The sequence below is a fragment of the Falsihalocynthiibacter sp. BN13B15 genome, assembly GCF_041205415.1.
Taxonomy (GTDB): Bacteria; Pseudomonadota; Alphaproteobacteria; order Rhodobacterales; family Rhodobacteraceae; genus Falsihalocynthiibacter; species Falsihalocynthiibacter arcticus.
This window is the reverse complement of sequence record NZ_JBGFCE010000003.1, coordinates 274232-300251: the sequence shown is the minus strand read 5'-3', so window position 1 is coordinate 300251 and position 26020 is coordinate 274232. Positions and strand designations below refer to the sequence as shown.

Annotated in this window: 19 protein-coding genes; 7 read left to right on the top strand and 12 right to left on the bottom strand. The window is 52.6% G+C overall.

The window, feature by feature from the left end:
- Positions 1 to 828 precede the first annotated feature (828 nt).
- The 4 genes from AB9F26_RS06670 to AB9F26_RS06655 all read right to left on the bottom strand — a co-directional run bounded on the left by AB9F26_RS06670 (position 829) and on the right by AB9F26_RS06655 (position 6825).
- Entirely contained in the window at positions 829 to 1854 is a 1026-nt protein-coding gene (locus AB9F26_RS06670) for an ATP-binding cassette domain-containing protein (protein WP_369767662.1), read from the bottom strand.
- Positions 1847 to 3283, bottom strand: a complete 1437-nt coding sequence (gene modB, locus AB9F26_RS06665; protein WP_369767661.1) for a molybdate ABC transporter permease subunit — start codon at positions 3281 to 3283, stop codon at positions 1847 to 1849. The genes AB9F26_RS06670 and modB overlap by 8 nt, the downstream gene beginning before the upstream one ends.
- Before the next feature lie 104 nt (positions 3284 to 3387).
- On the bottom strand, positions 3388 to 5784 hold the full coding sequence (locus AB9F26_RS06660) for a glycoside hydrolase family 2 protein (protein WP_369767660.1): 2397 nt from the start codon (positions 5782 to 5784) through the stop codon (positions 3388 to 3390).
- Positions 5785 to 5910: 126 nt separating this feature from the next.
- A complete protein-coding gene (locus AB9F26_RS06655) occupies positions 5911 to 6825 on the bottom strand; it encodes a LysR family transcriptional regulator (protein ID WP_335585578.1) in 915 nt (304 codons plus the stop codon).
- Positions 6826 to 6961: 136 nt separating this feature from the next.
- On the opposite strand from AB9F26_RS06655, the gene AB9F26_RS06650 reads away from it, so the two are divergent.
- From AB9F26_RS06650 to AB9F26_RS06625, 6 genes are all read left to right on the top strand, one after another.
- A complete protein-coding gene (locus tag AB9F26_RS06650; RefSeq protein WP_369767659.1) occupies positions 6962 to 8179 on the top strand; it encodes an aminopeptidase P family protein in 1218 nt (405 codons plus the stop codon).
- A 99-nt stretch (positions 8180 to 8278) separates the two neighbouring features.
- A complete protein-coding gene (locus tag AB9F26_RS06645) occupies positions 8279 to 9382 on the top strand; it encodes an ABC transporter ATP-binding protein (RefSeq protein WP_335585580.1) in 1104 nt (367 codons plus the stop codon).
- Between the two features lie 70 nt (positions 9383 to 9452).
- The gene (locus tag AB9F26_RS06640; protein WP_335585581.1) at positions 9453 to 10586 is read left to right on the top strand and encodes an extracellular solute-binding protein; all 1134 of its coding nucleotides are present in this window, start codon (positions 9453 to 9455) and stop codon (positions 10584 to 10586) included.
- A 105-nt stretch (positions 10587 to 10691) separates the two neighbouring features.
- Positions 10692 to 12233: an ABC transporter permease gene (locus AB9F26_RS06635; protein ID WP_369755755.1), complete on the top strand. Its 1542-nt coding sequence runs from the start codon at positions 10692 to 10694 to the stop codon at positions 12231 to 12233.
- A 3-nt stretch (positions 12234 to 12236) separates the two neighbouring features.
- Positions 12237 to 13133: an ABC transporter permease gene (locus AB9F26_RS06630; RefSeq protein WP_335585583.1), complete on the top strand. Its 897-nt coding sequence runs from the start codon at positions 12237 to 12239 to the stop codon at positions 13131 to 13133.
- Positions 13134 to 13368: 235 nt separating this feature from the next.
- Complete coding sequence (locus tag AB9F26_RS06625; protein WP_369755675.1) at positions 13369 to 14907, top strand: arylsulfatase; 1539 nt, start codon at positions 13369 to 13371, stop codon at positions 14905 to 14907.
- Between the two features lie 153 nt (positions 14908 to 15060).
- On the opposite strand, the gene AB9F26_RS06620 is transcribed toward AB9F26_RS06625, so the two are convergent.
- The 5 genes from AB9F26_RS06620 to AB9F26_RS06600 all read right to left on the bottom strand — a co-directional run bounded on the left by AB9F26_RS06620 (position 15061) and on the right by AB9F26_RS06600 (position 20738).
- The gene (locus AB9F26_RS06620; protein ID WP_369767658.1) at positions 15061 to 16119 is read right to left on the bottom strand and encodes an aldose epimerase family protein; all 1059 of its coding nucleotides are present in this window, start codon (positions 16117 to 16119) and stop codon (positions 15061 to 15063) included.
- Positions 16120 to 16132: 13 nt separating this feature from the next.
- Positions 16133 to 17089: an ABC transporter permease gene (locus tag AB9F26_RS06615; protein WP_369767657.1), complete on the bottom strand. Its 957-nt coding sequence runs from the start codon at positions 17087 to 17089 to the stop codon at positions 16133 to 16135.
- A 26-nt stretch (positions 17090 to 17115) separates the two neighbouring features.
- Positions 17116 to 18009, bottom strand: a complete 894-nt coding sequence (locus AB9F26_RS06610; RefSeq protein ID WP_369767656.1) for an ABC transporter permease — start codon at positions 18007 to 18009, stop codon at positions 17116 to 17118.
- A 63-nt stretch (positions 18010 to 18072) separates the two neighbouring features.
- Positions 18073 to 19608, bottom strand: coding sequence for a sugar ABC transporter ATP-binding protein (locus tag AB9F26_RS06605; protein WP_369767655.1), 1536 nt, complete (start codon positions 19606 to 19608; stop codon positions 18073 to 18075).
- Positions 19609 to 19757: 149 nt separating this feature from the next.
- Entirely contained in the window at positions 19758 to 20738 is a 981-nt protein-coding gene (locus tag AB9F26_RS06600; RefSeq protein ID WP_369767654.1) for an ABC transporter substrate-binding protein, read from the bottom strand.
- A 176-nt stretch (positions 20739 to 20914) separates the two neighbouring features.
- Between AB9F26_RS06600 and AB9F26_RS06595 the strand changes: the two genes are divergently transcribed.
- Entirely contained in the window at positions 20915 to 22012 is a 1098-nt protein-coding gene (locus AB9F26_RS06595) for a LacI family DNA-binding transcriptional regulator (protein WP_369767653.1), read from the top strand.
- 56 nt (positions 22013 to 22068) lie between these two features.
- Here AB9F26_RS06595 and AB9F26_RS06590 read toward each other — a convergent pair whose 3' ends face one another.
- Genes AB9F26_RS06590 through AB9F26_RS06580 form a run of 3 tightly spaced genes read right to left on the bottom strand, consistent with a single transcriptional unit; the run spans position 22069 to position 26018 of the window.
- A complete protein-coding gene (locus AB9F26_RS06590) occupies positions 22069 to 23688 on the bottom strand; it encodes a GMC family oxidoreductase (protein ID WP_369767652.1) in 1620 nt (539 codons plus the stop codon).
- Entirely contained in the window at positions 23675 to 25183 is a 1509-nt protein-coding gene (locus tag AB9F26_RS06585; protein ID WP_369767651.1) for an FGGY-family carbohydrate kinase, read from the bottom strand. The genes AB9F26_RS06590 and AB9F26_RS06585 overlap by 14 nt, the downstream gene beginning before the upstream one ends.
- A complete protein-coding gene (locus AB9F26_RS06580) occupies positions 25176 to 26018 on the bottom strand; it encodes a class I fructose-bisphosphate aldolase (protein WP_039003654.1) in 843 nt (280 codons plus the stop codon). The genes AB9F26_RS06585 and AB9F26_RS06580 overlap by 8 nt, the downstream gene beginning before the upstream one ends.
- Between the last annotated feature and the right edge of the window lie 2 nt (positions 26019 to 26020).

Here is a 26020-nt window from a genome sequence, read left to right as displayed (position 1 = left end):
ATCTTCGTCCCCACGATGATCCCGGGCTGGCACCCTGCCCATTCGACAACAGATTGATATCTATACGAAAAAACCAAACGCGCGAGAGTACCGCGGGGTTTTACCTTAACCACGCCATATGCGTTAAAATGGTTCATCAAAAATCCAAACGTCGAAAAAAGACATCCCTCAGAGAAGCGACATCACGTCCTACGGCGGAACCCAAATAAACGTTCACAATGAGGGGGAGCATGCATAAATCGTCCTGCCAAATCATGGCAGCCACAGCGCGCAAACGCTCTTCAACGATTTTCGTAGATGTAAGACACACCCCGACAGCACTAAAACACCCCTACGCACCGCGTAGTTTATGTGCGTCCACCCCCGTAGACTAGTAGATATCGCCCCCCAGTTGGGCATGTTCTTTCTAGCCAATTGATTGCTTCAAACAAAGGGAAAAATGTCCGAAATGTGGCAACAATTTGTTAACGATAATTTCGATTTGATTAGGAAATAGACTGAATAGGAAAGTCAGCCCGCTCATTGTCTCAGAAAAATCTTGTGGATTCGCAAAGTATCTCTGCTAAGGTCATAAAAATTAAATATATATTTCAACGGATTGCGTTGGTTTGTTCATGTGTGAAGGGTGTCAATCATCACCATAGTCGTTTTACCACGGCGTGAAAGAAAGCCCCTAAAATTTGAAAGATTGCTACTTCTAGGGCTGCCACAATCTTGGCCGTATTTCCTCGGCTTTGTTCACGGAACGCTACCAATACAAGCATTTGGGTAAGATAGTACCGAATATAGGCGCTCCGACCCCAGTTCGAGAGCCGAATCGCATAGGAATTATGCCCGGTTGAATACAGCAATGAGGCGAAAGTATAGGATTGACCTAGTCGATTGATTTTCCACGGGTACTTGCGCAGTTAAATGCGGAAGATCTACACGGTTTCCCCCGCATGTTATGCTCCCATCGCGCCCCACAATCGCTGGAATTTTGACGAAGCCTTTGGGGGCGATAACGTCCTCCCCCGCGAGGAACGATTGGCCCGTACTCCCCTGTAATGTGATCGGCGTGTCCCGCGTGAACTGTGGGAGGGACACGGTCTTGGGCAAGGTAATCGTCTCGCCGCCCACCATGATTTTCCCACCCTGAGAAGAGTCTCTTTGCCATGTGGCCGAAATTTGTGGACCAGCGGCTTTTGGCGCATTTGTGGTGAAGGTCCGCGAGCTGTCCTGAGTATTTTGGGACGTTCCAGACGGTGAAATTTCGATGTATTGCGCACACAGATGGCCGACGTCATCGGCATCGTGGGACACAAATACCGCAGGGATATTTGCCAAATCAATAGCCCGCGCAAGCACTGGTAAAATGCGGGATTTTTGAGCTGGATCAAGGCCAGTTAGGGGTTCATCGAGCAGTAAAATGCGAGGCGCTTGGGCCAAGGCGCGTGCGAGGGCGGCGCGACGTGCTTCGCCGCCTGAAAGCTTATTTGGTAGGCGATCAAGGATGTCAGACAGTTCCAATGCAGCGATCAAATCAGCCGCGAGGGGGGATGTGCCTCCCCATTTAGCCGCGAGATCAAGGTTCTCTCGGATTGTAAGATGCGCAAATAGACGCATGTCCTGAAACACCATGCCCACTCGGCGCTGTGACGCTGGTACGGGTTTGCGCATGCCATCAAACCAAGTTTCAGAGCCACATTGCACTCGCCCACTAGATGGTGTCTCAAGTCCCGCAATCACCCGCAGAAGGCTGGTTTTTCCACTGCCACTCGGCCCCACAAGGCCTGTAATTCCTTGGTTTGGAAGGGAAATATCGGCATTCAAGTGGTAAGCGTTTCGGTCTATCGATATTTTTAGATCAATCATGATTTCCCCCCGCAATTCCGGAGCGGGCCGCACGACCGTTGAGGCTGTAAATCAGGAAAAGCGCGAGAAAAGAAAACACGAGTAATCCCCCTGCAAGCACATGGGCCGCACGATAATCGAGGACTTCAACGCGGTTGAAAATCTCGATGGAAATGACCCGTGTTTTGCCCGGAAGATTGCCTCCAACCATCAAAACCACCCCGAATTCCCCGATTGTATGCGCAAAGCTCAGAACCGTGGCCGTTAGCACACCGCGCCGTGATAGGGGCAATATCACCCGCAGAAACAGGGACATACGCGAGGCCCCCATGGTTTGCGCCGCCTCTATCGTGCCGCGTCCTATCGCTTGAAATCCCGTGTGAAGCGGTTGAACCGCGAAGGGCAGCGAATATAAGACAGACGCCACCAACAAGCCCGCAAAAGAGAAGGTTAACGTGTCGCCCGTCAGTGTGATCCAAAGCCGCCCAATGGGGGTCGTCGGCGCGAACATAACCAACAAATAAAAGCCCAAAACCGTGGGAGGAACGACGAGTGGCAAGGCGGTAATTGTCTCGACCACGGGCCGCATCCGCGACTGCGTGATCGTGAGCCACCATGCGATCGGAATACCAATTGCCAGTAAAATCAGTGTGGTCGCGCTGGCAAGAAGGAGAGACAGGCGAATGGAAGGCCACAGGGTAACGGACGAATGCTCAACGGGTTCAATATAGGTTTCCTCGCCGTTTGGGGCTAAATACCCCAAATCCGGCAGTGCAGTTCGAACGGAGTCAGATTGCATATAAGCAAAAAGCGCAATCGCAGCGGGGGTTTGCGACAGAAGGACCATGTCCTGCGTCAGTCTAATATCCCTTACAATTTCAGTCGTAAAACGGGCATTTGGGAAGTGTTGCGACGCAGCAAGAAAGCCGATGTCGATGTTGCCCGAGTGCAAATAACTCGCCACATTCGCTACGTTTTGCCCATTCACAATATTCAACGCAGCGGGCTCAAATCCGAGGGTCTTGAGTGTCCGAAGGGCTGCTGCGCCATAGGGAGCGGTCGCGGGATCTGCGATGCCAATCCGCGCTTCGGCAAGCGGCGGTGCATTGACCCGTGAAACGATGGTTAATTGACCCTGAGCGTAGGACGCGCGCTCATAAGCTGGGTTACCCGCTACCAGCGCCCTTGGTCGATCCTGATCCGCCGCAAGAAACAGGTCAAATGGCGCACCCTGTTGAATTTGCGCGAATATTTTCCCTGTTGAGCCTGTGGCTGTCTCGACTTTATGCCCTGATTTGGCCTCAAAATCTTGGGCTATCACCTCGAATGCGCTGGCGAAATTGGAGGCAACTGCAACGGTGATTTTATCGGCAAGGGCACTGGGGGCAAACATCAAAAGCGCCAGTTGAATGCCAATTATTTTGCTGAACCACCGTGTCAAACTCAGCACGCCGCCCCTCCTTTTAGGTTGCGTTGCATTTGACGTGGATGGCCCTCGGGATGCAAGCGCATTAGCAAAATATTCGTTCGGCTAGCCCGTTTTACCCGCGCGTTCTAGCCATATGTCGCGTTGTGCAAATCCTTGACGGTGAAAATGGGCACTTCTCCCGAAGTTTTAGGGATAAACTGAATTTTGGCAGGGGTTTTGGGCGTTATCGTCATGACATTTTGGCTAAACCGTCCGGCAATACTGGCTTCAAGCGCGACATAAAGCGCTAGCGACGAGGATGTTACCAAAATCTCGTACCCCTCCTCATTTGGGACAACCTCAAGCTTCAAATCCGCCGTCACAAGATCGTAGAACTTATACGGACGCAACATAAAGTGGTCATTGGCCTTTGTGCCGTCTGACCCCGTCCAGTTATATGTCAAAATCTCATCTACAGCCAATTCACTGGCCGCGATTTCAGCCAGAGATTTTGCCACGTCTGGGCTGACTTCAGCGTCGACCTCCACCAGAATACGAGACGATCCATCTGGTTTTGTCGCGGCTATTTTGACAGTAATATCAACGGGTTCACGGAGGTCATTCACAGCTTTAAGCACAAGAATCTCGCTCTCAGGCACGATCGTCACAAACACGGGTTGAAAGAATTCCCCGATCATATAGTGCGGCAGTTTCCAGCTGCCGCCATAGTTAAGAGAGGCCCAGCTGGCGACAGGCCATGTGTCATTGAGCTGCCAAATGAGCGCGCCCATACAATGCGGTTTGAGGCTGCGCCAATAGGAAACGGCAGTTTTGAGGGCCAAGCCATGCTGGATTTGCGACAGATAGATAAAATCCTCAAACCCCGTCGGGAAACGGAAATATCGGAACATGGTTTCCGCAATCCGCGCATTCCCGCCATGGTTTTTCTGATGGCTTTCGAGGGTTGGCGCGGCGATATTACGGTCGTTTTCAGTGGTAAAACTGCGGATCACGTCCATTGAGGCATAGGATTGGAAGCCAAATTCGGAACAGAACCGGGGTTTGATGTCGCGGTAATGCTCAAAATCCTTGCCTTCGTGCCAAACCGACCAAAAATGCATGTCGCCCGCCGTGTCGTCGTGCCACGCGTCGCCAAAATTCATAGGCCCTGCAGAGGGGCTGGAGGCCCACCAGTTTGCCTCCGGCACAACCGCGCGCATTGCGCGTTCGATTTGCGTATTCAGGCGGTCGTAGGCCACCAGATAAAGGTCGCGATTTTCCTTTGATTCCTCGTACCATGTAAGCGCCCCGACGAGCTCGTTATCGCCACACCAAAGGGCCAGTGACGCGTGGTGATTAAGCCGTGTGACCGTTTCGCGCACTTCGCAATCCACCTCGGCCAAGAAGGCTGCATCGGCGGGGTAAAGGTTGCAGGCAAACATGAAGTCCTGCCATACCATCAGTCCCATTTCGTCGCAGAAATCATAGAACCAATCCGGCTCATAACGCCCGCCGCCCCATACGCGGATCATGTTCATGTTGGCGTCGACGGCGGATTGCAAAAGATCGCGCACGCCCGCCTGTGTGATCCGCCCAGAGAGTGCGTCGGCAGGGATCCAATTGGCACCTTTTGCATAGGTGTCCACGCCATTCACGCGGAATTTAAAGCCGACGCCGACCGCGTCTTTTTGCGCCATAAACGCCATATCCCGTAGGCCAATGCGTCGGGTTTGCGTACTGTCCCCGAGGGTCACATCCAGATCGTGCAACGCCTGCTCTCCCATACCAACGGGCCACCAAAGCGCGGGCGATACGAGGGTAATCGCGGCCTCAAGAACGCCGTTTTGCGCCGCAACTACGCCTGTGATGCTCTGGCCGCAGAGCGCGATTTCAAATGGAATATCGCGTGTTTCGCAGTTCTCAAATGGCGCGCGCACCGTGACGGTCACATTCTGCCCGTCGTGAGCCTGATCGACAATCACACCGGTGATCCGCGTCTGGCTCTGAGGGCAGAGTTCGATGTCGCCGATCACCCCGAATGGCGCGAGGGCAATGTTCCAATCCCAGCCAAAATCGCACTGGGCTTTGCGGATCATATTGCCATGCGGAATGGGGCAATTCATGTGCAAATACGGCACGGGATAGGGATGCTCAGCGTAGCGTTTTGCCGCTTCCATGGTGTTTGAATGGAAATACAATTCAATTGTGTTTTCGCCCACATGCGCAACTTCAGACAGGTCAACGCGATAGGTTCGAAATACGTTTTGCGCGCTCAAAACCTTTGTGCCATTGATCAAAACATCGACGATGGTGTCCAGCCCCGTCAGGACCAAATCGCAATCCGTCGCCGTAAGGGTGAATTTGCGGGTGGCGCGCCAATCTCGGTCTGCAATCCACCTCAGATCGTGCTCATTAAGACCGAAATAGGGGTCGGGAATTTCTCCAGCGGCGAAAAAGGCTGATATTCCATCACCCGGAAGAATCATTTCAACACGATAATCGCCCTGAGCATCCTCAAGCGCCCAAACCCCATTTAACATCATCGCAATTTCCTCCCACTGACTTATTGAAGGCACTATGGCGGCAATGCAATCGATTACAAGGGGGTAAAATGCTGTGGTTGTCGATTTTTCGAGTGTCCCAAAAAAATTGGGGAAAATCTCAAACGTCTATGTCTTTTGCGATATTTGCTCCGTGGAGCGCGCATCGAGCGTCCAATTCACAAACGCATTTAGGGCTGGCACTTTGTTGAGGTCTGGGATCTTTTTCATGATCAGATAATAGAAAAAATCATCCAAAATCGTGACATCTGAGAGTTTTGACAGGCGACCGGCGGCGAGATCTTCGTGGATCAACGCAAGCGGGCAAAGCGCGGCGCCCTGTCCGGAAAAGGCTGCGGTTCGGAGCATATTGATATCTTCGAAGATAGGGCCCTTTAGGGCGTGTGGCGTTTGGCCTCCAGCGGCCTTGAACCATTGCGACCAACCGTTTGTATCCGTGTCATGCAACAGTCCAATGCCCAAAATATCGTCTAGAGTCGGATGGGCACGGCCAAGCGATTGAAACACCCATTTGCTGCAAACGGGCGCGCTCTCACCAGACAAAAAGGGAATGGATTTGAGGTTGCTCGCAAGTGTCGGAGTCGGACCGAAGGTAAACGCAAGATCGACCTCATCGAAATCAATGCCCTGCCCGTGCAGCGCGTAAACAACCTGAATATCAATTTCGGGATGTGCGGTGCGAAAAGCAGACAGCCGCGGAATGAGCCAACTTGTGGCGATGGACGGAATGGCCGCAATCACGAGCGGTTTTGTGCCTTCTGGTGCGCGAAGCCGTTTGCACGCGGCGGCAATATCACCAAAAGAGAGTGTCACAGCGCGCGCAAGATCCTCAGACTGCGGCGTCAGGATTGGCCGACGGCCCGTGCGTTCAAAAAGAGCAACCCCAAGCCAGTCTTCGAGATTACGCACCTGATGACTGACGGCGGATTGAGTGACGCACAGCTCGTCTGCGGCCTTCTGAAAGCTGCCAAGGCGGGCAACCGCTTCGAAGGTCTTGAGTGCGTTCAAAGGAAGATGCGTCATTTATAAGCTCGCTTTAACATGAATATAATTCATGTACGGTGAAAACTTCTCCTTTGACAAGTGTGGGTCTCGGGCAGAGGAAGGGTGGCAACGGATCGTCGCCACCGACGGACTTTTACACACAAAGGATGCAAAAATGGATCGCGAAGTCTTTCAAGATTACACAGGTAATGGCCCGAAAGCTGCGCCGACCTTTTCCGCGCCCGAAATGCAACGGCGTCTCACGGCAATTCGCACCTATATGGCGTCTGAGAACATAGATGCCGCGCTGTTCACATCCTACCACAACATTAATTATTACGCCGATTTTCTGTTTTGCTCCTTTGGCCGGCGCTATGGGCTGGTGGTTGATCACACGACCGCAACCTCGATCAGCGCGGGGATTGATGGGGGGCAGCCGTGGCGGCGGACCTTTGGCAATAACGTTACCTACACCGATTGGAACAAGGACAATTATTTTCATGCCGTCGACAAACTCGCAGGAACGGAAAATCGGGTGGGCATCGAATTTGATCACGTCAACATTGAGCTGCTAAGGCAGTTGGAGGCCTTTTTCCCAGAGATGGAATTTGTTGATATTTCCAAACCCGCCATGCGTCTGCGGATGATCAAATCGGCGGAGGAAATTGCGCATATCACCCAAATGACACGGATCGCGGATTTGGGCGGTGCGGCCTGTGCCGAAGCGGCGCGTGTGGGTGTTTCCGAGCGCGAGGTCGCCTTGCATTCCACCGCGACGATGGTGCGCGAAATCGCCAAAACATGGCCGCAGGGCGAATTGCTCGACACTTGGACTTGGTTTCAATCGGGCCTCAATACTGACGGCGCCCACAATCCAGTCACCAGTCGCATGATTGAAGCGGGTGATATCCTGTCACTCAATTGTTTTCCGATGGTTGCGGGCTATTACGTCGCTTTGGAACGGACGCTTTTTGCCGAACATGTCTCTGATGCGCATTTGCGGATGTGGGAAGTGAATTGCCGTGTACACGATCGCGGCAAGGAACTTTTGGTGCCCGGTGCGCGGTGTTCGGATATCGCAAAGGAGTTGAACGAGATCTACGCCTCCGAAGACCTGCTCCAATATCGCAGCTTTGGGTACGGTCATTCCTTTGGTGTCTTGAGCCATTATTACGGTCGTGAAGCTGGCCTCGAATTGCGAGAAGACTGCGACACGGTGCTCGAATCAGGCATGGTCATTTCAATGGAACCGATGATCACGATTCCCGACCATTTGCCTGGTGCTGGAGGGTATCGCGAGCATGATATTCTGGTGATTTCGGACGAAAACAATCAAGGGAATCATAACATTACAGCCTTTCCCTATGGCCCCAAACACTTGATCCTCAAGTGAACCTGTTGATAATAAAGTGAAAACTATTTTACTAATCGTTTAAATCCCTGTTAGGGTGGCTGACATGCCCGCTCGTTTGAAAACAACAGAAAGTTAAGCATGGCCAGTCCCAACAACGATTCGGCTTTTGTCGAATTTGACCGCGTTCAGAAGAGTTACGACGGTGAAAACCTTGTCGTAAAAGATTTAAACCTGTCGATGCCTAAGGGCGAGTTTCTGACGATGCTTGGGCCTTCAGGGTCTGGCAAAACCACTTGCCTGATGATGCTTGCAGGGTTTGAAACGGCTACCCACGGCGATATCCGCCTTGGTGGCAAGCCGATCAACGATATTCCGCCACACAAGCGCGGTATTGGCATGGTCTTTCAAAACTACGCGCTCTTTCCGCATATGACGGTCGCCGAAAACCTGTCGTTCCCGCTAGAAGTACGCAAATTTGGTAAATCCGAACGCGAAGCTAAGGTGATGCGCGCACTCGATATGGTGCAGATGGGGGAATTCGGCAATCGCCGTCCCGCACAGCTTTCTGGCGGCCAACAACAACGTGTCGCCCTCGCACGCGCGCTTGTATTTGAACCCGAGTTGGTTCTGATGGATGAGCCTCTGGGCGCTTTGGATAAACAACTGCGCGAAACGTTACAGTTTGAAATTACCAAACTCGCGCACAACCTTGGTATTACGGTGGTTTATGTGACCCATGACCAAACCGAAGCCCTCACCATGTCGGATCGGGTTGCCGTGTTTGAAAACGGACGCATTCAACAACTTGCGCCGCCGGACGAGCTTTACGAACGGCCAGCAAACAGCTTTGTGGCCCAGTTCATTGGCGAGAACAACACACTCGAAGGCGTGATCACGCAAATGGGCAAAACCCAATGTCGTGTGCGTCTGGATAACGGCGACGAAATCGACGCTGTTCCAATTAATGTGAAAAAAGTAGGCGAACGCACGCGGGTCTCTATTCGCCCCGAGCGTGTTGAGTTTGACAAACAGCGCCTTCACGAAGACGCCCATATGCTCAAGGCCGAAGTGTTGGAATTCATCTATATGGGTGATATATTCCGCACACGCCTTCGGGTTGCGGGCAATGATGATTTCGTCATCAAGTCCCGGAATGCACCCGACCAAGTGCGCCTCGTTCCGGGGAGCCAAGTCGAAATTGGCTGGCTGACGGAAGACTGCCGAGCGCTTGACGTTATCTAAAGATATCTTACAGCCATCGCGCTCGGGGCTGTCGGAAAAACGATAAAAAAAGACCAACTAGGAGAGTACTATGAAACTTAGACATTTGTTTGGGGCCACGGCCCTTGTGATGTCGCCTCTAGCCGCAACAACGGTTTTTGCTGCGGACCTACCTGCCTGTGAAAACTGTTCTGACAGCATGACCATCATGTCATGGGGCGGCGCATATCAAGCATCCCAAATCGCTGCCTATTCCGATCCTTATGCAGCGTTAACCGGCATCACTGTCGTTTATGACGAAAGCTCCAATGAATCGATCGCGAAAATGCGTGCGGGTGCCGAAGCTGGCAACAGCGCGTATGACCTGATTGATGCGGAAGGCCCTGACTCACAACGTGCGTGCGACGAGGGTTTGGCCATTGAAATCGATGCCGACGCTTCCCTTGCTGCGGGCGATGATGGCTCCACACCAACAGAAGACTTTGGTCCAAGCCTGATCAACGAATGCTTCATTCCGCAAATCGTGTTTTCGACAACATTTGGCTATCGCAATGATGTCGCCGAATGGAATGGCGCAACACCAGACAGCCTTTGCGCGATTTTCGATACCGAAACTTTCCCAGGCAAACGTGCTTTGGAAAAACGTCCTAAGAAAAACCTCGAATGGGCTTTGATTTGTGACGACGTTGCAAAAGAAGATCTCTATGACGTTCTGTCTTCGGACGGCGGCGTTGAGCGGGCTTTGGCCAAACTTGATACCATCAAAGGCGATGTTGTTTGGTGGTCTGCGGGTGCGGAAACACCACAACTTTTGGCAGATGCCGAAGTTGTAATTGGTTCCACATATAACGGTCGCCTGTTCTCGGTTATCGAAGAGCAAAAGCAGCCAGTTTCCATGCTTTGGGATTGGCAAGTATTTGACTTTGACGGTTGGGTTGTTCCAGCTGGCTTGGACGAAAAACGCTTGAACCGTACGATGCACTTCCTGAAATTTGCCACAGACACACAGCGTCTGGCAGATCAGGCCGCGTATATCTCTTACGGTCCAGCACGTGCGTCTTCGCAGCCTTTGGTTGGGGATCACGCCACGTTGGGTATTGATATGGGTCAGCACATGCCGACCAACCCAGCAAACCAAACCAACTATTTGGTGAACAACATCGAATGGTGGGCAGACAACAACGATGAAGTTGATATCAAGTTCCAAAACTGGTTGGCTCAATAAGCTATCCCTTTGATATAACTAGATAAAACAACTTGCGCAGGGGCTTAGATCCCTGCGCATCCCGACCCAAGAAAAACAACCACGGGACAGGACATGACGCAAACAATGACCGATGACCAAGACGCTTCGAAACCCGTATTGGCTGCTGACGGCACCCCATTAAAGCAAAGCCTGAACCGCGCCCTACGGCGGCAAAAACTCCGCGCGCTGGCTCTGATTGCCCCGCTGCTTTTGTTCATCCTCGTCAGTTTTGTCGCCCCGATTGGCGATATGTTGTTCCGCTCTGTGGAAAACAGCATTGTGATGGAAACCATCCCGCGCACCGTGCGCGCCATGCGCAACTGGGAGCCTGATGGCGAAACCCTCCCTCCAGATGAAATTTACGCAGCCTTTTACACCGATTTTGTCCTCGCCGAAGAGAACAAATTGCACACGCGCCTTGGCTCACGTTTGAATTATGAAGCCAGTGGCATGTCCTCGCTGTTCCGCTCTACGGGGCGTAGCATCAGCAAGTTTGACACCACAATTTACGGCACCCAGTTCATCGAAGCGGACGCCGCCTATGGCGACCCTGCGATGTGGGCCACATGGATGGCAGAAAAAGACAACCGTAAAGCCCTGCCCCTTACCGCCAGCGCTTATGAGGGTTGGGCCGAAATGATCGAAGACGTCAAAGACGCCGATCCTGCAACGAAAAAACTCAGCCCGATTGTTTACACAGCACTTTACAATGATTTCGCCTCGGGGGCCGTGGCGCCTTCGATGCCCGCCGTGGACGTGTCTGGTTTTGAGACCGTCTCCCTGCGCGAGCAATTCGGCGCAGCAAAGGCCGATTGGCTCGATCCTACCACATGGACGGTGATTAAAACCTTCGCGGGTCCACTGACCGATGGGTATTTCCTGAACGCAGTTGACATGTTGAGAGGTCCTGACGGGATCGAAGCGCGACCAGAAAGCCAACGGATTTATTTGCGGCTGTTGTGGCGCACGATTGTACTGTCGGTAACGATTACCGCCACCTGTATTATGCTGGGCTATCCAGTGGCTTGGCTCATGGCCAACTTGCCCAACCGTTCCGCGAACGTGCTGATGATCTTGGTTTTGCTGCCGTTTTGGACCTCGCTTTTGGTGCGGACCTCCGCTTGGAAGGTGTTGTTGCAAGAACAAGGCGTGATCAATGATCTGCTGGTTTGGATTGGCCTTGTGGGCGATCTTGACCGATTACAACTGATCCAAAACGCCACGGGCACGACCATTGCCATGACGCATATTCTTTTGCCTTTCATGGTGCTGCCCCTGTATTCGGTGATGAAAACCATCCCGCCAAGCTATTTGAGGGCCGCGAAATCCCTCGGTGCGAACGATTGGACAGCCTTCTGGCGGGTCTATTTCCCCCAATCCCTGCCGGGAATTGGCGCGGGATCGATCTTGGTCTTTATCTTGTCCATCGGCTATTACATCACGCCCGAACTCGTCGGCGGCACCAAAGGTGTCTTCATCTCAAACCGGATTGCCTACCATATCTCAAGCTCACTGAATTGGGGCCTCGCCGCCGCTCTGGGCTCGATCCTACTGGTCATCGTACTCATCTTATATTGGGTTTATGATCGCTTGGTTGGTATTGATAACGTTAAATTGGGGGGCTAAAAAATGTCTTCACTTCCACCCTATGCCTCGCCCGTTCAACGCGCATGGTTCTATAGTTTTCGCGTCATCTGCGGGCTGATCTTCTTCTTTCTGATCGCGCCAATTATCGTGATTATTCCGCTGAGCTTTAATGCCGAAGACTTCTTTACCTTCACGCCGGAAATGCTGGCGCTGAACCCTGAGGGGTTCTCGCTCAAACACTACAAAGACTTCTTCAACAGTTCCGATTGGCAATTGGCCATGAAGAACTCCCTCCAGATCGCGCCGGTTGCCACAATCATCTCGGTGACCTTGGGAACGATTGCCGCGATTGGCCTGTCGCAAACCCACGTACCGTTTCGCCGCTCTATCATGGCGATCCTGATTTCGCCGATGATTGTGCCGTTGATTATCTCGGCGACGGGAATGTATTTCTTCTATTCCAACCCCTATATTCCGATCCCTTTCTACGGCAAGCTTGAGATCCCAATCACCCTTACAGGGACCTATGTCGGAGTCGTCTTGGCGCATGCGGCGCTTGGTATTCCCTTTGTCATTATCACTGTTACCGCCACGCTTGTGGGCTTTGATCGCTCCCTCACTCAGGCCGCGGCAAGCATGGGCGCCTCGCCCGTGCGCGCTTTCTTTAAGGTGCAAATGCCTCTGATTTTACCCGGCGTGATTTCAGGTGCCCTTTTTGCCTTTATTACCTCCTTTGACGAGGTGGTCGTGGTCTTGTTCGTGGGGTCGGCCAATCAGAAAACGCTGCCATGGCAGATGTTTATCGGCCTGCGTGAGCAAGTGAGCCCCACAATTCTAGCGGTTGCGACCATATTGGTTTTCCTTTCGGTCTTGCTCCTCGCCACGTTGGAACTTTTGCGTCGCCGCTCTGAACGCTTGCGCGGGATGTCACCCGGCTAATCGCAGAATGTTTCCCAGCTAATAAAGGGCCGTTTTCCCCTTTTCTGTCTAATAAATAAGGTTCTGGCTCACGCTGGAACCTTAAAATTTGTATCGTTCTGAATTTTGAACAGGCTATTTCGCCTATTGGGGCGCACTTTATTGCGCCAATCAAAAACATAAGCTACGATCACATATTGAGCGTTTTTGAACCTTGGTAAAAACGCACTAAAATTTTGACAAAGGAAACCTTAGAATGAAAACCGTGAACTTATTATTTTCGGCAAGTATTTTCGCTGTGGCCAGCCTTGCCGCGCATGCGCAAGACAAGCCAAATATCCTCGTTATTTGGGGCGACGACATCGGCCAGTTTAACATCAGCGCCTACAACAATGGCATGATGGGCTATCGGACGCCCAACATCGACCGCATCGCCGCAGAAGGCGCCTTGTTTACCGATTGGTACGGTCAACAAAGCTGTACCGCGGGGCGCGCAGCGTTCATTACCGGACAGTCACCCATGCGCACTGGCTTGACCAAAGTTGGCCTTCCCGGTGCTCCTGAAGGGATGATGATCGACGATCCAACCATCGCAGGCCTGCTCAAACCCTTGGGTTATATGACCGGTCAGTTCGGTAAAAATCACCTCGGCGACCGCGATGAAATGCTGCCGACCAACAATGGTTTTGATGAATTCTACGGCAACCTTTACCACCTGAATGCCGAAGAAGAACCCGAGAACGTCGATTATCCCAAAGACGCGGAATTCCGGGAAAAATTTGGCCCACGTGGGGTGATTAAATCCTCTGCGGATGGCACAATCGAAGATACCGGCCCCCTCTCCAAAAAACGTATGGAGACCGTGGACGAGGAAATAACCGCCGCTGCGATCGACTTTATGGACCGTGCCGTTGCACAGGACAAACCGTTCTTCTTGTGGTGGAACGCGACACGCATGCATATTTTCACCCACCTCAAGGAGTCCTCTGTTGGAGTGACCGGACTTGGCGTCTATGCGGACGGTATGGTTGAGCATGACGGAATGGTTGGCGAACTTCTTGATAAGGTTGATGAACTCGGCATCGCCGACAATACAATCGTCATGTATTCCACCGATAATGGCGCCGAAACATTCACGTGGCCCGATGGCGGCACAACAATGTTCAAAGGCGAGAAAAACACACAATGGGAAGGCGGCTACCGCGTTCCAACTGTGATCCGCTGGCCTGGCGTGATTGAACCCGGCACAGTAATCAACGACATCGTAGCCCACGAAGACATGCTGCCAACCTTCCTTGCGGCAGCGGGCAACCCAACTGTTGTAGAAGACCTGCTTGCGGGCGGCGTACAAGCCATTGGCCGCGAGTATAAAGTCCATATTGATGGGTATAACCTGATCCCTGGCCTTAAGGGCGAAGGCGAATGGCCACGGGATAATTTCCTTTACTGGACCGATGATGGTTCGGTTGCGGCGTTGCGCTACAACAACTGGAAAATCACCTTCCTGCGTCAAAATGCCGAAGGGTTTAAAGTTTGGACATCCCCATTTGAAGTGCTTCGTGCACCTTCAATTACCAATCTTCGCATGGATCCGTTTGAACGCGCAGAAGCCGAAGATGCGATGGGCTACCAACGCTGGTGGGTCGAGCATATGTATATTATTGCGCCCGCTGCGGCCTATGTTGGCGAATGGCTGCAAAGCTTTGCAGAGTTCCCACCGCGCCAAAAACCGGGAAGCTTCAGTCTTGAACGTGTGATGGAAGCAGTGACTGCGGGTTCTCCTGGAAGCCAATAGTCCACATCTTTCTAAGTGACACGACAGCAGGCCTCGCAAAACGGGGCCTGCTTTTTTGTGGCGTAGTTAGATTGATTTCGCGCCGCAACGCGCTGTATTTATTAGGAAAAATATGAGTTTGCGCCGGCTTGTTTTGGTTGCTTACCGTTACGCTCAGATGCAGCTAAAACGATACTCAATTGAATGCGCGTAAATCTCCCCTGCAGCAAGTTGGGCCGATGGGAACGCGGGCTGATTTGGGCTGTCTGGAAAAAACTGTGGCTCAAGGCATATACCAGAGCGCGGCCCGTATTTTTGCCCGTTGAGGCCGACAATTGGCACATTGAGTTGGTGTCCATCATAAACCTGTAATCCAGGCTTTGTGGTGTAGATTTGCATTGTGAGGCCTGTTTTTTGAGTTTCAAGGATCGCCGCCAGCGACCCTTGAGTAACAGGGAGATTTTCTGGTCGTGTAAGGATGAAATTGTGGTCTAAATCCATTGGACATTGTGGCGCACTAACTGGCCTTGGCGTCATAAAATCAAAGGGTGTTCCTTGGACATTCAGGGACTCTCCAGATGGGATGAGCGCACTGTCGACAGGGGTAATTCGATCGGCAATAACGGTTAGGCGGTGATCGGAAATGCTGCCAGAACCGTCGAGGTTGAAATAGCTATGCTGGGATAGGTTCACAATAGTGCTCTGTGTCGATACGGCATTGAATTCAAGCGATAAAATAGCAGATTCTGATAGAGTATATGTGCATTTTACGTCCAGCGCTCCGGGGAATCCTTGATCGCCATCAGGCGAGTGGAGACCCAGTGTAACGCTCTCTTTGCTGTACGCGTCAATTGTCCAGACCCGTTGGGAGAGGCCTCCAGCGCCGCCATGCAAACAGGTGTTAGGACCTTCGTTTTGATCGAGTGTGTAGCGTTGACCGTCGAGGGTAAACCCGCCGCCGGAAATACGATTTGCGTATCTTCCGACAACGGCCCCAAAATAGGGCGAATACTTTGGATAATCTTCAAATTTCTCGAAGCCAAGAACAACAGATTGCAGCGGTCCATCTGGCATTTTGACACGCAAATCCGCGATTACGGCACCCCATGTTAAAATGCGGCAGGACGATCCGTCTGGCCCCGTTAGAGTGATTTCGTGAACAAGTTCCCCGTTAAACTCCCCTACCAGTTTTGGTTGGGGCAATGCGCATGCTCGCGTGTTTATCTGATCCATTGAAGTCGCCCTTTCACGCCGCTGACACGGTGGCACCCACAGACCTTTTTCGGGCCAAACGCGCTTGCAACATGATAACGACGAGGAGAAAAAGCCCCCGCACAACCGACTGCCAATAGGCCGAAAGGGAAATCCAGCCTTTGCCGTTTTCAAAATTCAGGATCGTGAATAAAACCCCCATCAACAAAACCCCCGCGAGCGTTGCGCCGACAGAACCCGCGCCGCCGGTGAGCAATGTGCCCCCAACAACGACGGCGGCGATTGCGAAAAGCTCCCAGCCCTTGCCCTCAATAGGTTGTCCCGCGCCGAATTGTGCTGCCAAAATGACCCCCGCGAGGCCTGCCAAAGCACCACAGGCGACATAGGTCAGCATCAGGATTTTGTTGACCGGAAGCCCCATAAGTTGCGCGGCATCTTCGTTGCCACCAATGGCCAAAACGGTGCGCCCTGCACTGGTGAAATTCAGCACATATGATCCTGCAATAAACGCGAGGACGGCAATGAGGGCGGGCACAGGAAACCCAAGAATGTTGCCCTGTCCGAGCCACGTAAAACTGGTGGCATAGGACGCGGGGATTGATTGATTTCCCGCCAGCAAAAGCGCCATACCACCTGCGGCCAGCATTGTCGCAAGTGTCGCCACGAATGGCATGATTTGCAGCCGCGTCACGATCAGCCCGTTAATCACCCCAACGATTACTCCCGCGCCAAAACCCGCCAAAAGCCCCGGCATAAGGCCGTAATGACTGGCGTGGGCGGCTACGACGCTCGACATCGCGGCCGTTGCCCCTACCGAAAGGTCAATGCCGCCCGTCATAATGACAAAGCACATGCCCAAAGAAATCAATGCAAACATGGAGTTATACCGCAGTACGCTCATCACATTGAAGGTTCCCAAAAAATTATCATAGCGCAGCCAGCCGAAAAGGATAATCACCGCAAGGGCCAAAACAACACCGTAATTGCTCATTAACCCGCTTAAAATTGACTTGTTTCTCATGATGTCCGTGCCTTTCTTTGGAGCCAGACAGCTGCAATAATAATCGCCGCTTTAACCACCATCGCTGCGGCATCCGGAACGCCATTTGCAAGTAGTGTGTATCGTACAATTTGAATTGTCATCGCGCCCAGCAACGTGCCCCAGATGCTCGCGCGGCCCCCACTCAGGAGAGTCCCGCCCACGGCAACTGCAGCAATTGCGTCAAGCTCCATGCCCATTCCAACGAGGTTGGCATCTGATGCCGAATTGATGGCGATGACAATGAGGCCCGCTATTCCAGAGAGAAGGCCACTGATTGTATAGACCGCGATTTTCACACGGCTCACGGGCACACCCGAAAGCACAGCAGCATTTTGGTTGCCGCCGACGGCCAGAATTTGCCGACCAAACACCGTGCGGCGAAACATCCAAGCGGCCCCAATCACAATCACAGCCATGATGATTGCCTGAAATGGCAGACCAAACACACGCCCAAGGCCAATGAATTGAAATTCTGGCACATGGAAAACTTGTAGGTTTCCGTTGGTCATCACTTGCGCAATTCCGCGGCCTGCAATGAACAAAACCAGTGTTGCCACAATGGGTTGAATGTCGAATTTGGCAACAAGCCAGCCGTTAAACGCGCCAAGCAAACCTGCGACCCCGACCGAGATAATAATCGCCACGGTGACCGCGAGCCATACGGGGTCAATTCCTAGTATTGTACCCATGAAAATCATCGGCGCGAGCGCGCCAGAGATCGCCATGAGTGACCCCACAGAAAGGTCAATCCCGCCCGTTGCGATCACAAGCGTCATCCCGACGGCGACGATTACAATGGTGCAAACCTGTGTCAGGTTCACGTTTAAGGTTTGTAGCGAGAGGAAATTGGGCGTGATCGCGATGTTCAAAAGGATCAAGAATCCCAGAATAATTAGCGTCGCGTAGCGATCCAAAAGGCATAGACTTGGCGTTCAGACATTGGCCGTGGCCCTTTCAGACGTGCCATGCGCCATCGCGGCGAGGACTCGATCTTCATTGATTTCTCCGTTGGTAAGCTCGGCAACTGACAGGCCTTCCCGCAAAACGTAAACGCGGTCGGCGCCTTCGGTAACCTCTTCTAATTCCGAAGAAATCATCAACACAGCCAGCCCATCGTCTGCCAGTTTGTTTACCAGTTTTTGTATTTCCGCTTTCGCGCCGACATCAATGCCGCGCGTTGGTTCATCGAGAATAAGGAGGCGTGGCGACATGGCCAACCAGCGACCAAGGAGAACTTTTTGCTGGTTCCCACCCGACAGTTCGCGAATTTTTTGGTGTGGCCCTGCGCATTTGATCCCAAGGCTTTTGATCAACCCATCGACGATTTGCGCCTGCTTTTTCTCATCCACAATGCCCGCTCGCGCAAGCTTTGGCATGAGGGCAAGCATCATGTTTTCGGCAATGCTTAAATCCGGCACAATCCCTTCGATTTTGCGATCTTCGGTGCAAAACCCAATACCTGCGGCAATGGCTTCGGCGGGCGAGTTGGGGGCGAAGCTTTTGCCATCAAATTCCATGTGTCCTGTAGAAGGGGGATGTGCGCCAAAAATTAGCTTGGCCGTCTCTGTGCGCCCTGCCCCAAGCAAGCCTGCAAATCCTACGATTTCGCCACTGCGCACGCAGAAACTAACGTCGCGAACGTGAAGGCCATCACTCAAGCCCTGCGCTTCCAGAAGTTTGTTTCCCGCCAAATGCGCGTGCTCATTATCAAATGCTGTAATCCGCCCGCTGCTGCGACTTATTTCTTTACCGAGCATTGTGGAGACAAGCTCAAGTTTGTCTATTTCATCCAAGTTACAGGCGCGGATTGTTTTACCATCGCGCATGATCGTCACGCGGTCACACACCTCGTAAAGTTCGTCGAGTTTATGGCTCACAAAGACAACCGAGACGCCCTCGGCTTTGAGGCTTCGGATCACATCAAACAGCACCGCCGCTTCGCGTTCGTCCAAGGAAGAGGTCGGCTCATCCATAATGACCAACTGGGCAGAAAACCCAATCGCCCGCGCAATCGCGATCATTTGTTGTGACGCCGTGCTGAAATCCGACAACTGCCGCCGCACATCAACCTTCATCGAAAAACGGGCCAATAAGCGCTCGGCCTCTTTATGCATTGCGGGCCAATCAAGGGCACCATAGCGGCGCATTTCGCGCCCAAGACATATATTTTCAGTTACGGAAAGGGGTGGCACCAGATTAATTTCTTGATAAATCGTACTGATTCCAGCGTTCTGCGCCGCCTTGGGCGCATTCACTTCAAACGGTTTACCCGCGAAATGCACGTCCCCTTCGTCTTTTGCAATATAGCCCGTCAGGATCTTAATGAGGGTCGATTTTCCGGCGCCATTTTGGCCAATTAGGGCATGAACCTCACCCGCGCCGACCTGAAGGGATGCGCCATTTAGCGCGATCGTGCCGCCAAACCTTTTGTGCAGGTTTTCAATCGATAAAAGAGGTGTCTCTTTCATTCTTTGCCAATCTATTTTTGATTGCAATTCGTCGCAAACCTCAGAACGGCGGACGGCGAAAAGTAATTTGGATATTGCCCGAGGCAGACGTCCATAATAGCCCAGAAAATCCGGGCTATTATGTAGACACGTCTGCTATGAGAGGACCTCTAGTAGGCCGTGTCGATCAGTTCAGCAGCATTCGAAATGTCATAAAAATTATCGGGATTGATGATTTTTACCGGAATATCCGCCCCCTGTGCAAAGGCGACGGCCGTGTCGAAGGCTGTTGGACCAAATCGTGGGTTACACTCGCAACAGGCCGCTACCTTTCCGTCGATGATCAGCTGGATGATTTCGCGTCCACCATCAATCGAAAGGATCATAACATCCTTGCCCGCCACTTTGCCTGCGGCCTCAATGGCCGAGATCGCCCCAATGGTCATCTCATCGTTATGCGCATAAATAACATTGGCATCCGGATTGGCTTGAAGCAGCGTTTCGGCAACTTGGCGGCCTGTGTCGCGCGCAAAATCGCCTGTTTGAGATGCGACGATTTCAAAGTCTGGATGCTCGGCAATAGTGGTGTCGAACCCGAATTTACGATCATTCGCAGGGGACGAACCTGCGGTCCCTTCCTGTTCGATGATTTTGGTTTTTCCATTGTTGTTGGCGACGAGCCATTCCGCAACGCGGCGACCTTCCTCAATGAAGTCTGAGCCAATGAATGTCACATAGTCATCGCCTGCGATAGCGAGCGATTGGTCAACATTGCGATCCAACAGGATCACCGGGATGCCCACATTTTTGGCTGACTTGATTGCCGGAATGAGGGGGATTTCCTCACGTGGAGCAAGGAAAATAAGGTCAACGCCCTGTGCGATCATGGAATTAACATCGGAAACCTGCTTGGCCGCAGACCCTGCCGCATCCGTATAAACCAATTGCCAGCCGCGCGCCTCCGCTTCGGCTTTCATCGAGTTGGTTTGCGCCAAAAGCCATGGATTGTTGCTTTCCGTTTGGGCAAAACCAACCTTGTATGTGTCTTTAACTGCCAATGTAGGACCGGCTGCGATGGCGGCGCGCGAGAACGCCGCTGCGGCGGATGCGGCCGATGAAGCAAGCAGAAGTTTTCTGCGTGAAATAGTCACAATGAGTCTCCTCCCGAGATTGCGTGGCAAGGCCACTGGCGGCAATTTGAGTTATTGATAATTATTAATACTAACGACTTATAAATATTTATTTCGTTCCGTTAAATCATCGGTAAAGGTTGTGTAACCAGCATGACAACAAAAAATATTCACGCCAATTTTGGAATGGAATTAGTATGGCAAAGGCGGGAAATATCGGGAAAGACCAACCGGCGCAGCGTATCACCCCCACTCCAAAAACTACGCGACGCCTCACCATGACGGATGTTGCAAATGAGGCGGACTGTTCGCAGGCAACGGTTTCTTTTGTTCTTCGAAACGCGCCGAGTGTAAAAATTTCCGCAGACACACGCAAACGCGTCATCGAGGCGGCAATCCGGCTTGGCTATTCCTCGACAAAGTTTGTCCATCAGAAATCGGACGCGAATGTGGCCCAAAGCGCGACTCTGGCCGTTGGTTTTATTGTCGATCAGCTCGCAACCAGCCCAGAAGCTGTCATTGCCATTGATGCCGCCCGACAGGCCTGTTGGAACAATGGTCAAATTCTGTTGTCTGGCCAAACTATGCACGATCAAGAACTTGAGGAAAAAACCGTTCGTACCCTCGTGGATACGGGCATTTCAGGCTTGATCTACATGACGATTTTCACACGGAAAATTGAAATTCCAGCCTGCTTACTCGATCTGCCTATCCCTGTCGTTTTGTTGAATTGCTATTCCCAAGACCACCGCCTTCCCGCCGTCATACCCGACGAGTCGATTGGCGGTTTCCGCGCGACTCGCCACCTGCTTGAACATGGGCACAAGCGCATCGGAATGATTACCGGTGAGGTGTGGATTGAAGCCACGCGAGACCGGCAAAAGGGCTATAAACGTGCCCTTGCTGAGGAAAATATTCCGTTCGACAAAAGCCTCATCGTGCATGGAAACTGGACGCCCAGTTCTGGCTATGCCGCGACGATGCAGCTTCTTGCACGCAAAGATCGCCCTACCGCCATTTTCTGTCAAAATGATCGGATGGCGATCGGATGTTATGAGGCCTTGAAGGAAGAGGGGCTTAAAATCCCACAGGACATTTCCGTTATGGGATATGACGACGAGGAAATCGCACGTCACCTCCACCCCCCTCTCAGCACCGTCAATCTCCCCCATCGCACCATGGGCGCTTGGGCCGTGGAATATATTGAAGCCAATAAAAAGGTAAGGCCGCCCAAAAACACCATCATGCGGATGGATTGCGCCTTGGTTGAGCGCGAGTCCGTTGAGCGGATCTAATCCGCGGAGCAGCGCGCCGTCACGCGGCCCCATATTCTTATGTTTTGCCCGAAGGGTTACGAGCGCGTTTCGGCCAAGATCATCTGCGCGGCTTTTTCCGCAATCATCACAACCGGAGACGCGGTATTTCCCGACACGATTTTCGGCATAATGGACGCATCAATCACCCGCAGCCCTTGCAATCCGTGGACGCGAAGGTCGGCGCCGACAACAGCCATCGGGTCGCTTCCCATTTTACAGGTGCCAACCGGATGGAAAATCGTGGTCGCAATATTTCCCGCCTGTTCCAACAATTCAGCGTCGCTTTGATACGCAGGTCCCGGCAAAATCTCGTTGGGTTTATAAGGCTCAAGCGCTGTCGCTGTCATGATTTCGCGCGCTTGTCGGATCGAGGTGATCGCCACGCGTTTGTCCTGATCGGCGGAGAGATAATTGGGGCGGATATCAGGGTGCAGTTCGGTGTCAGAGGTCGTAATATGACAACTTCCCACGCTTTCGGGGCGCAAATTACAGACCGACATGGTGATCGCGGGGAACGGGTGTAACGGGTCGCCGAGCTTGTCCGTCGACAGGGGTTGCACGTGATACTCCAAGTCTGGCGTTTCGAGCGACGTCGAGGATTTGCTGAACATGCCAAACTGGCTGGGGGCCATAGACAAGGGGCCCGTTTGGGTAGCTAAATATTGAATCCCCATCTTGGCTTTTCCGACGAGGGAATTGGCCATAGTGTTCAATGTTTTGGCATTTTTGACTTTATAAACGGTGCGGATTTGCAAGTGATCTTGCAGGTTTTCACCGACACCATTGCTTTCGTGTTGTGGCGTGATCCCGAGATCCATGAGGCGCTCTGGCTGGCCAATCCCCGAATGTTCAAGGATTTTGGGCGAGTTGATTGCGCCTGCTGCAATCAGAACCTCCGCTGTGCATCGTGCTTCATAGGTTTTGCCCTTGCACGTAAAGCGAATACCTTTGACCGACTTGCCCTCAAGAATGAGATGTTCGGTATGCGCATGAGTCATCAACCGCAAATTCGGGCGCTTCATCGCAGGCCGCAAAAAACCGCGCGCCGTACTCCAGCGCACGCCGTTCTTTTGATTGACCTCAAAGAACCCAGACCCCTCGTTATTGCCATCGTTGAAATCGTCCCGCGGCATGATCCCAAACTGTTTTGCCCCTTCTTGGACTGCGTTCAATATGTCCCAACTTAGGCGTTGCTTGGAGACTTTCCACTCGCCGCCAGAGGTATGAACATTCGTCGTGCCCGCATGGTGATCTTCGGATTTTTTAAACAGCGGCAGGACGTCATCCCAGCCCCAACCGACATTGCCAAGCTGTCGCCAATGATCGTAATCTGCCGCCTGCCCGCGCATGTAAATCATGCCGTTAACGGAGGTACAGCCGCCCAAAACCTTGCCGCGCGGATAGACCAGCGACCGGCCGTTCAAGCCCGCCTCGTTTGCGGTTTTCATCATCCAATCGGTGCGCGGATTACCAATACAATACAGATACCCAACAGGTATTTTCACCCAGTGGTAATTGTCATTTCCACCAGCCTCAATCAACAAAACGCGCGTTTTCGGGTTTTCTGTCAATCGGTTTGCCAATACGCATCCCGCCGTTCCCGCCCCGACGATAATGTAGTCATAGGTGCCGTCTAAGGTCTCAACTTGCGTCATTAAGATTGCTCCAAAATCCACGCATGCGCTCGGTCAGATCAAGCCATGCCGCATAGCGTTTTTCGTAAAAATCCCGTTTGCTTGGGTCGGGTTTGTAGTTTCTGGCAGGCCGAGTCATTGCGCTCACCGCGGCCTCATAATCGGGGAAATTTCCAGTGGCTACGCCCGCGCCGATAGCCGCGCCTAAAGCGCCTGTTTCTTGTGCTTGGGCAACGGTAATCGGCACATTTAGACAGTCGGAAAACATCTGTGGCCAATGGGGGCTGCGTGCGCCGCCGCCAGACAAAACCGCGTGATTAAAGCTGGCACCGGCATTTTTAAGCACGGAAATGTGGCGTTTATGTTCAAACATCACACCCTCAAACAAGGCGCGCAGCATGTTGCCTTCGGTGTGCCATCCTGCAAGGCCGTAAAATCCTGCACGGTAATCCGCGCCCAAGCGCGCGCCGTATAAAAAGGGATGATAAAACGGATCATCAAGGCGCGGTGTGACCTCGCCCAAGCGATCGTTACAAAAATCAAAGGGGGCGTCATGGTGCCCACCACGTTCCACAAATTCGCGCACATACCATTCCAAATTCGCCGCCGAGGTGGCGCTGGACTCGATATTAACAAAGCGTTCTGGCCCAAATCCCGTCACCATGAAAACACTGTCGTCACGAACGGGTTCCTTGGAGAATACCTGATTGACGCCCCACGTTCCCACGATGATCGAGGCCTCGCCTGCCGTTACAACTCCTGATCCCAGCGCGCTCGAAACCACATCGAAATACCCTGCAATCACCGGAGTCCCCGCCGCCAATCCGGTGGTGCTGGCGGCGGCGTCCGAAAGGCCGCCAACGATGTCCGAGGATTCCAACAGGTCCGGCAGTAAATCGCGTGCATCCGAAAGACCATAAAGCGCAAGCAAGTCATCGTCGTAGCAGCATTCTGGCATCCGCGTGAGGCCTGCGCCACTCATGTCGGATTGATCGCTCACCCGCCGTCCAGTTAATTTGTAGGTGATGAAATCTTTACACAGCAAAACGGTGCCAATACGTGCATAAACATCTGGCTGGTTCTGCTTCACCCACGCCAACAATGTGGGCGTTTGCGACGGCCAAGGTTTCTGCAAACACAACGCGTGCAATTGCGCCCCAACCTGTTGCGATAATTCCGTCGCCAAACCTGCGGCCCGCGTATCGAGGGACTGAATCCCAATCAGGGGCGCGCCTTCTTGATCCAAAAGATAAAGCCCGTTGCCATGCCCCGCACAGCCAACCCCGACAATTTGCTCAGGCGAAATCCCAGCCTTGTCAATGCAGCCCCGAATGGCCTGCTGTGCATTGGCCCAGAGTTCGTTCAAATCACGCTCGACATGTCCTGGCTCTGGTGTGGTCGAATGCCCGTCCAGCGCACAAAGCGCGATTTGATTGCCCTTCAGGTCAAACAAAACCGCCTTGATCACCGTGTTCCCAGCGTCCAGTCCCAGCACATATTTTGATGTCTCAGCCATTGTTATACACATCCCAGGCTTCTTCGCCGCTCGCACTATTGTGGATGATTGCCATCAAGGCCGCAACCACGGCTTTTGGGTTGTCATGTTGATAAATATTGCGGCCATAGACCATGCCTTTGGCCCCCTGCGCCACGATGGCCGCCGATTTTTCCAGAACCTTTTTGAGGTCCTCTTTGCCGCCGCCGCGCACCAATACCGGAACCCGTGCTGCTTCAACAACGCGATGGAAATCTTCGGGGTTTGCCGTTGGATCGGCCTTGATGATGTCCGCCCCCATCTCAGAGGCAAGTCGCGTCAAGGTCACGATTTTTTCCGCATCGCCATCCACTTGATAGCCGCCGCGTACGTCGTTGGGCAACATCACCAAGGGTTCAATCATCAGAGGCATGCCGTATTTTTCGCAGGAGGCCCGAACACGGCTAATGTTTTCAATGCATTGGCGGAACAATTCCGGCTCATCGGGCAACATAAACAAATTAACCACAACTGCTGCGGCGTCCATCTGCAACGCGCCAATGATCGGCTCGTCGGCATTCTGAAGCATCGACCACATGACACTGTGGCGTTGATCGTTATAGGGGTTGCCCATGTCAATCCGCATCACCAATGCGGGTTTGTCTTTTTCCGGACGCGCTTGCAGCAAATCGGCCTGCCCATAAGCGCATTGGATCGCATCGGGTTTGGCGGCGATCAGGGCATTCATAACCGCAGGCATATCCTCAAGCCCAACCATAAAACTGGGCTCATTGCACACGCCGTGATCAATGGCCACGTCTAGGCATCCACCATGGGTGAACAAACGGTTCATGCGGGCTTTTGTATTTGGTCTCATGT

Excerpts from the sequence above, each read along its gene's own strand:
- AB9F26_RS06660 (WP_369767660.1), bottom strand. The coding sequence starts at position 5,784 with ATGATGTTAAATGGGGTTTGGGCGCTTGAGGATGCTCAGGGCGATTAT.
- AB9F26_RS06615 (WP_369767657.1), bottom strand. The coding sequence starts at position 17,089 with ATGAGCAATTACGGTGTTGTTTTGGCCCTTGCGGTGATTATCCTTTTC.
- AB9F26_RS06590 (WP_369767652.1), bottom strand. The coding sequence starts at position 23,688 with ATGACGCAAGTTGAGACCTTAGACGGCACCTATGACTACATTATCGTC.
- AB9F26_RS06620 (WP_369767658.1), bottom strand. The coding sequence starts at position 16,119 with ATGGATCAGATAAACACGCGAGCATGCGCATTGCCCCAACCAAAACTG.
- AB9F26_RS06625 (WP_369755675.1), top strand. The coding sequence starts at position 13,369 with ATGAAAACCGTGAACTTATTATTTTCGGCAAGTATTTTCGCTGTGGCC.
- AB9F26_RS06585 (WP_369767651.1), bottom strand. The coding sequence starts at position 25,183 with ATGGCTGAGACATCAAAATATGTGCTGGGACTGGACGCTGGGAACACG.
- AB9F26_RS06605 (WP_369767655.1), bottom strand. The coding sequence starts at position 19,608 with ATGAAAGAGACACCTCTTTTATCGATTGAAAACCTGCACAAAAGGTTT.
- AB9F26_RS06640 (WP_335585581.1), top strand. The coding sequence starts at position 9,453 with ATGAAACTTAGACATTTGTTTGGGGCCACGGCCCTTGTGATGTCGCCT.
- AB9F26_RS06650 (WP_369767659.1), top strand. The coding sequence starts at position 6,962 with ATGGATCGCGAAGTCTTTCAAGATTACACAGGTAATGGCCCGAAAGCT.
- AB9F26_RS06645 (WP_335585580.1), top strand. The coding sequence starts at position 8,279 with ATGGCCAGTCCCAACAACGATTCGGCTTTTGTCGAATTTGACCGCGTT.
- AB9F26_RS06580 (WP_039003654.1), bottom strand. The coding sequence starts at position 26,018 with ATGAGACCAAATACAAAAGCCCGCATGAACCGTTTGTTCACCCATGGT.
- AB9F26_RS06670 (WP_369767662.1), bottom strand. The coding sequence starts at position 1,854 with ATGATTGATCTAAAAATATCGATAGACCGAAACGCTTACCACTTGAAT.
- AB9F26_RS06595 (WP_369767653.1), top strand. The coding sequence starts at position 20,915 with ATGGCAAAGGCGGGAAATATCGGGAAAGACCAACCGGCGCAGCGTATC.
- AB9F26_RS06635 (WP_369755755.1), top strand. The coding sequence starts at position 10,692 with ATGACCGATGACCAAGACGCTTCGAAACCCGTATTGGCTGCTGACGGC.
- AB9F26_RS06630 (WP_335585583.1), top strand. The coding sequence starts at position 12,237 with ATGTCTTCACTTCCACCCTATGCCTCGCCCGTTCAACGCGCATGGTTC.
- AB9F26_RS06655 (WP_335585578.1), bottom strand. The coding sequence starts at position 6,825 with ATGACGCATCTTCCTTTGAACGCACTCAAGACCTTCGAAGCGGTTGCC.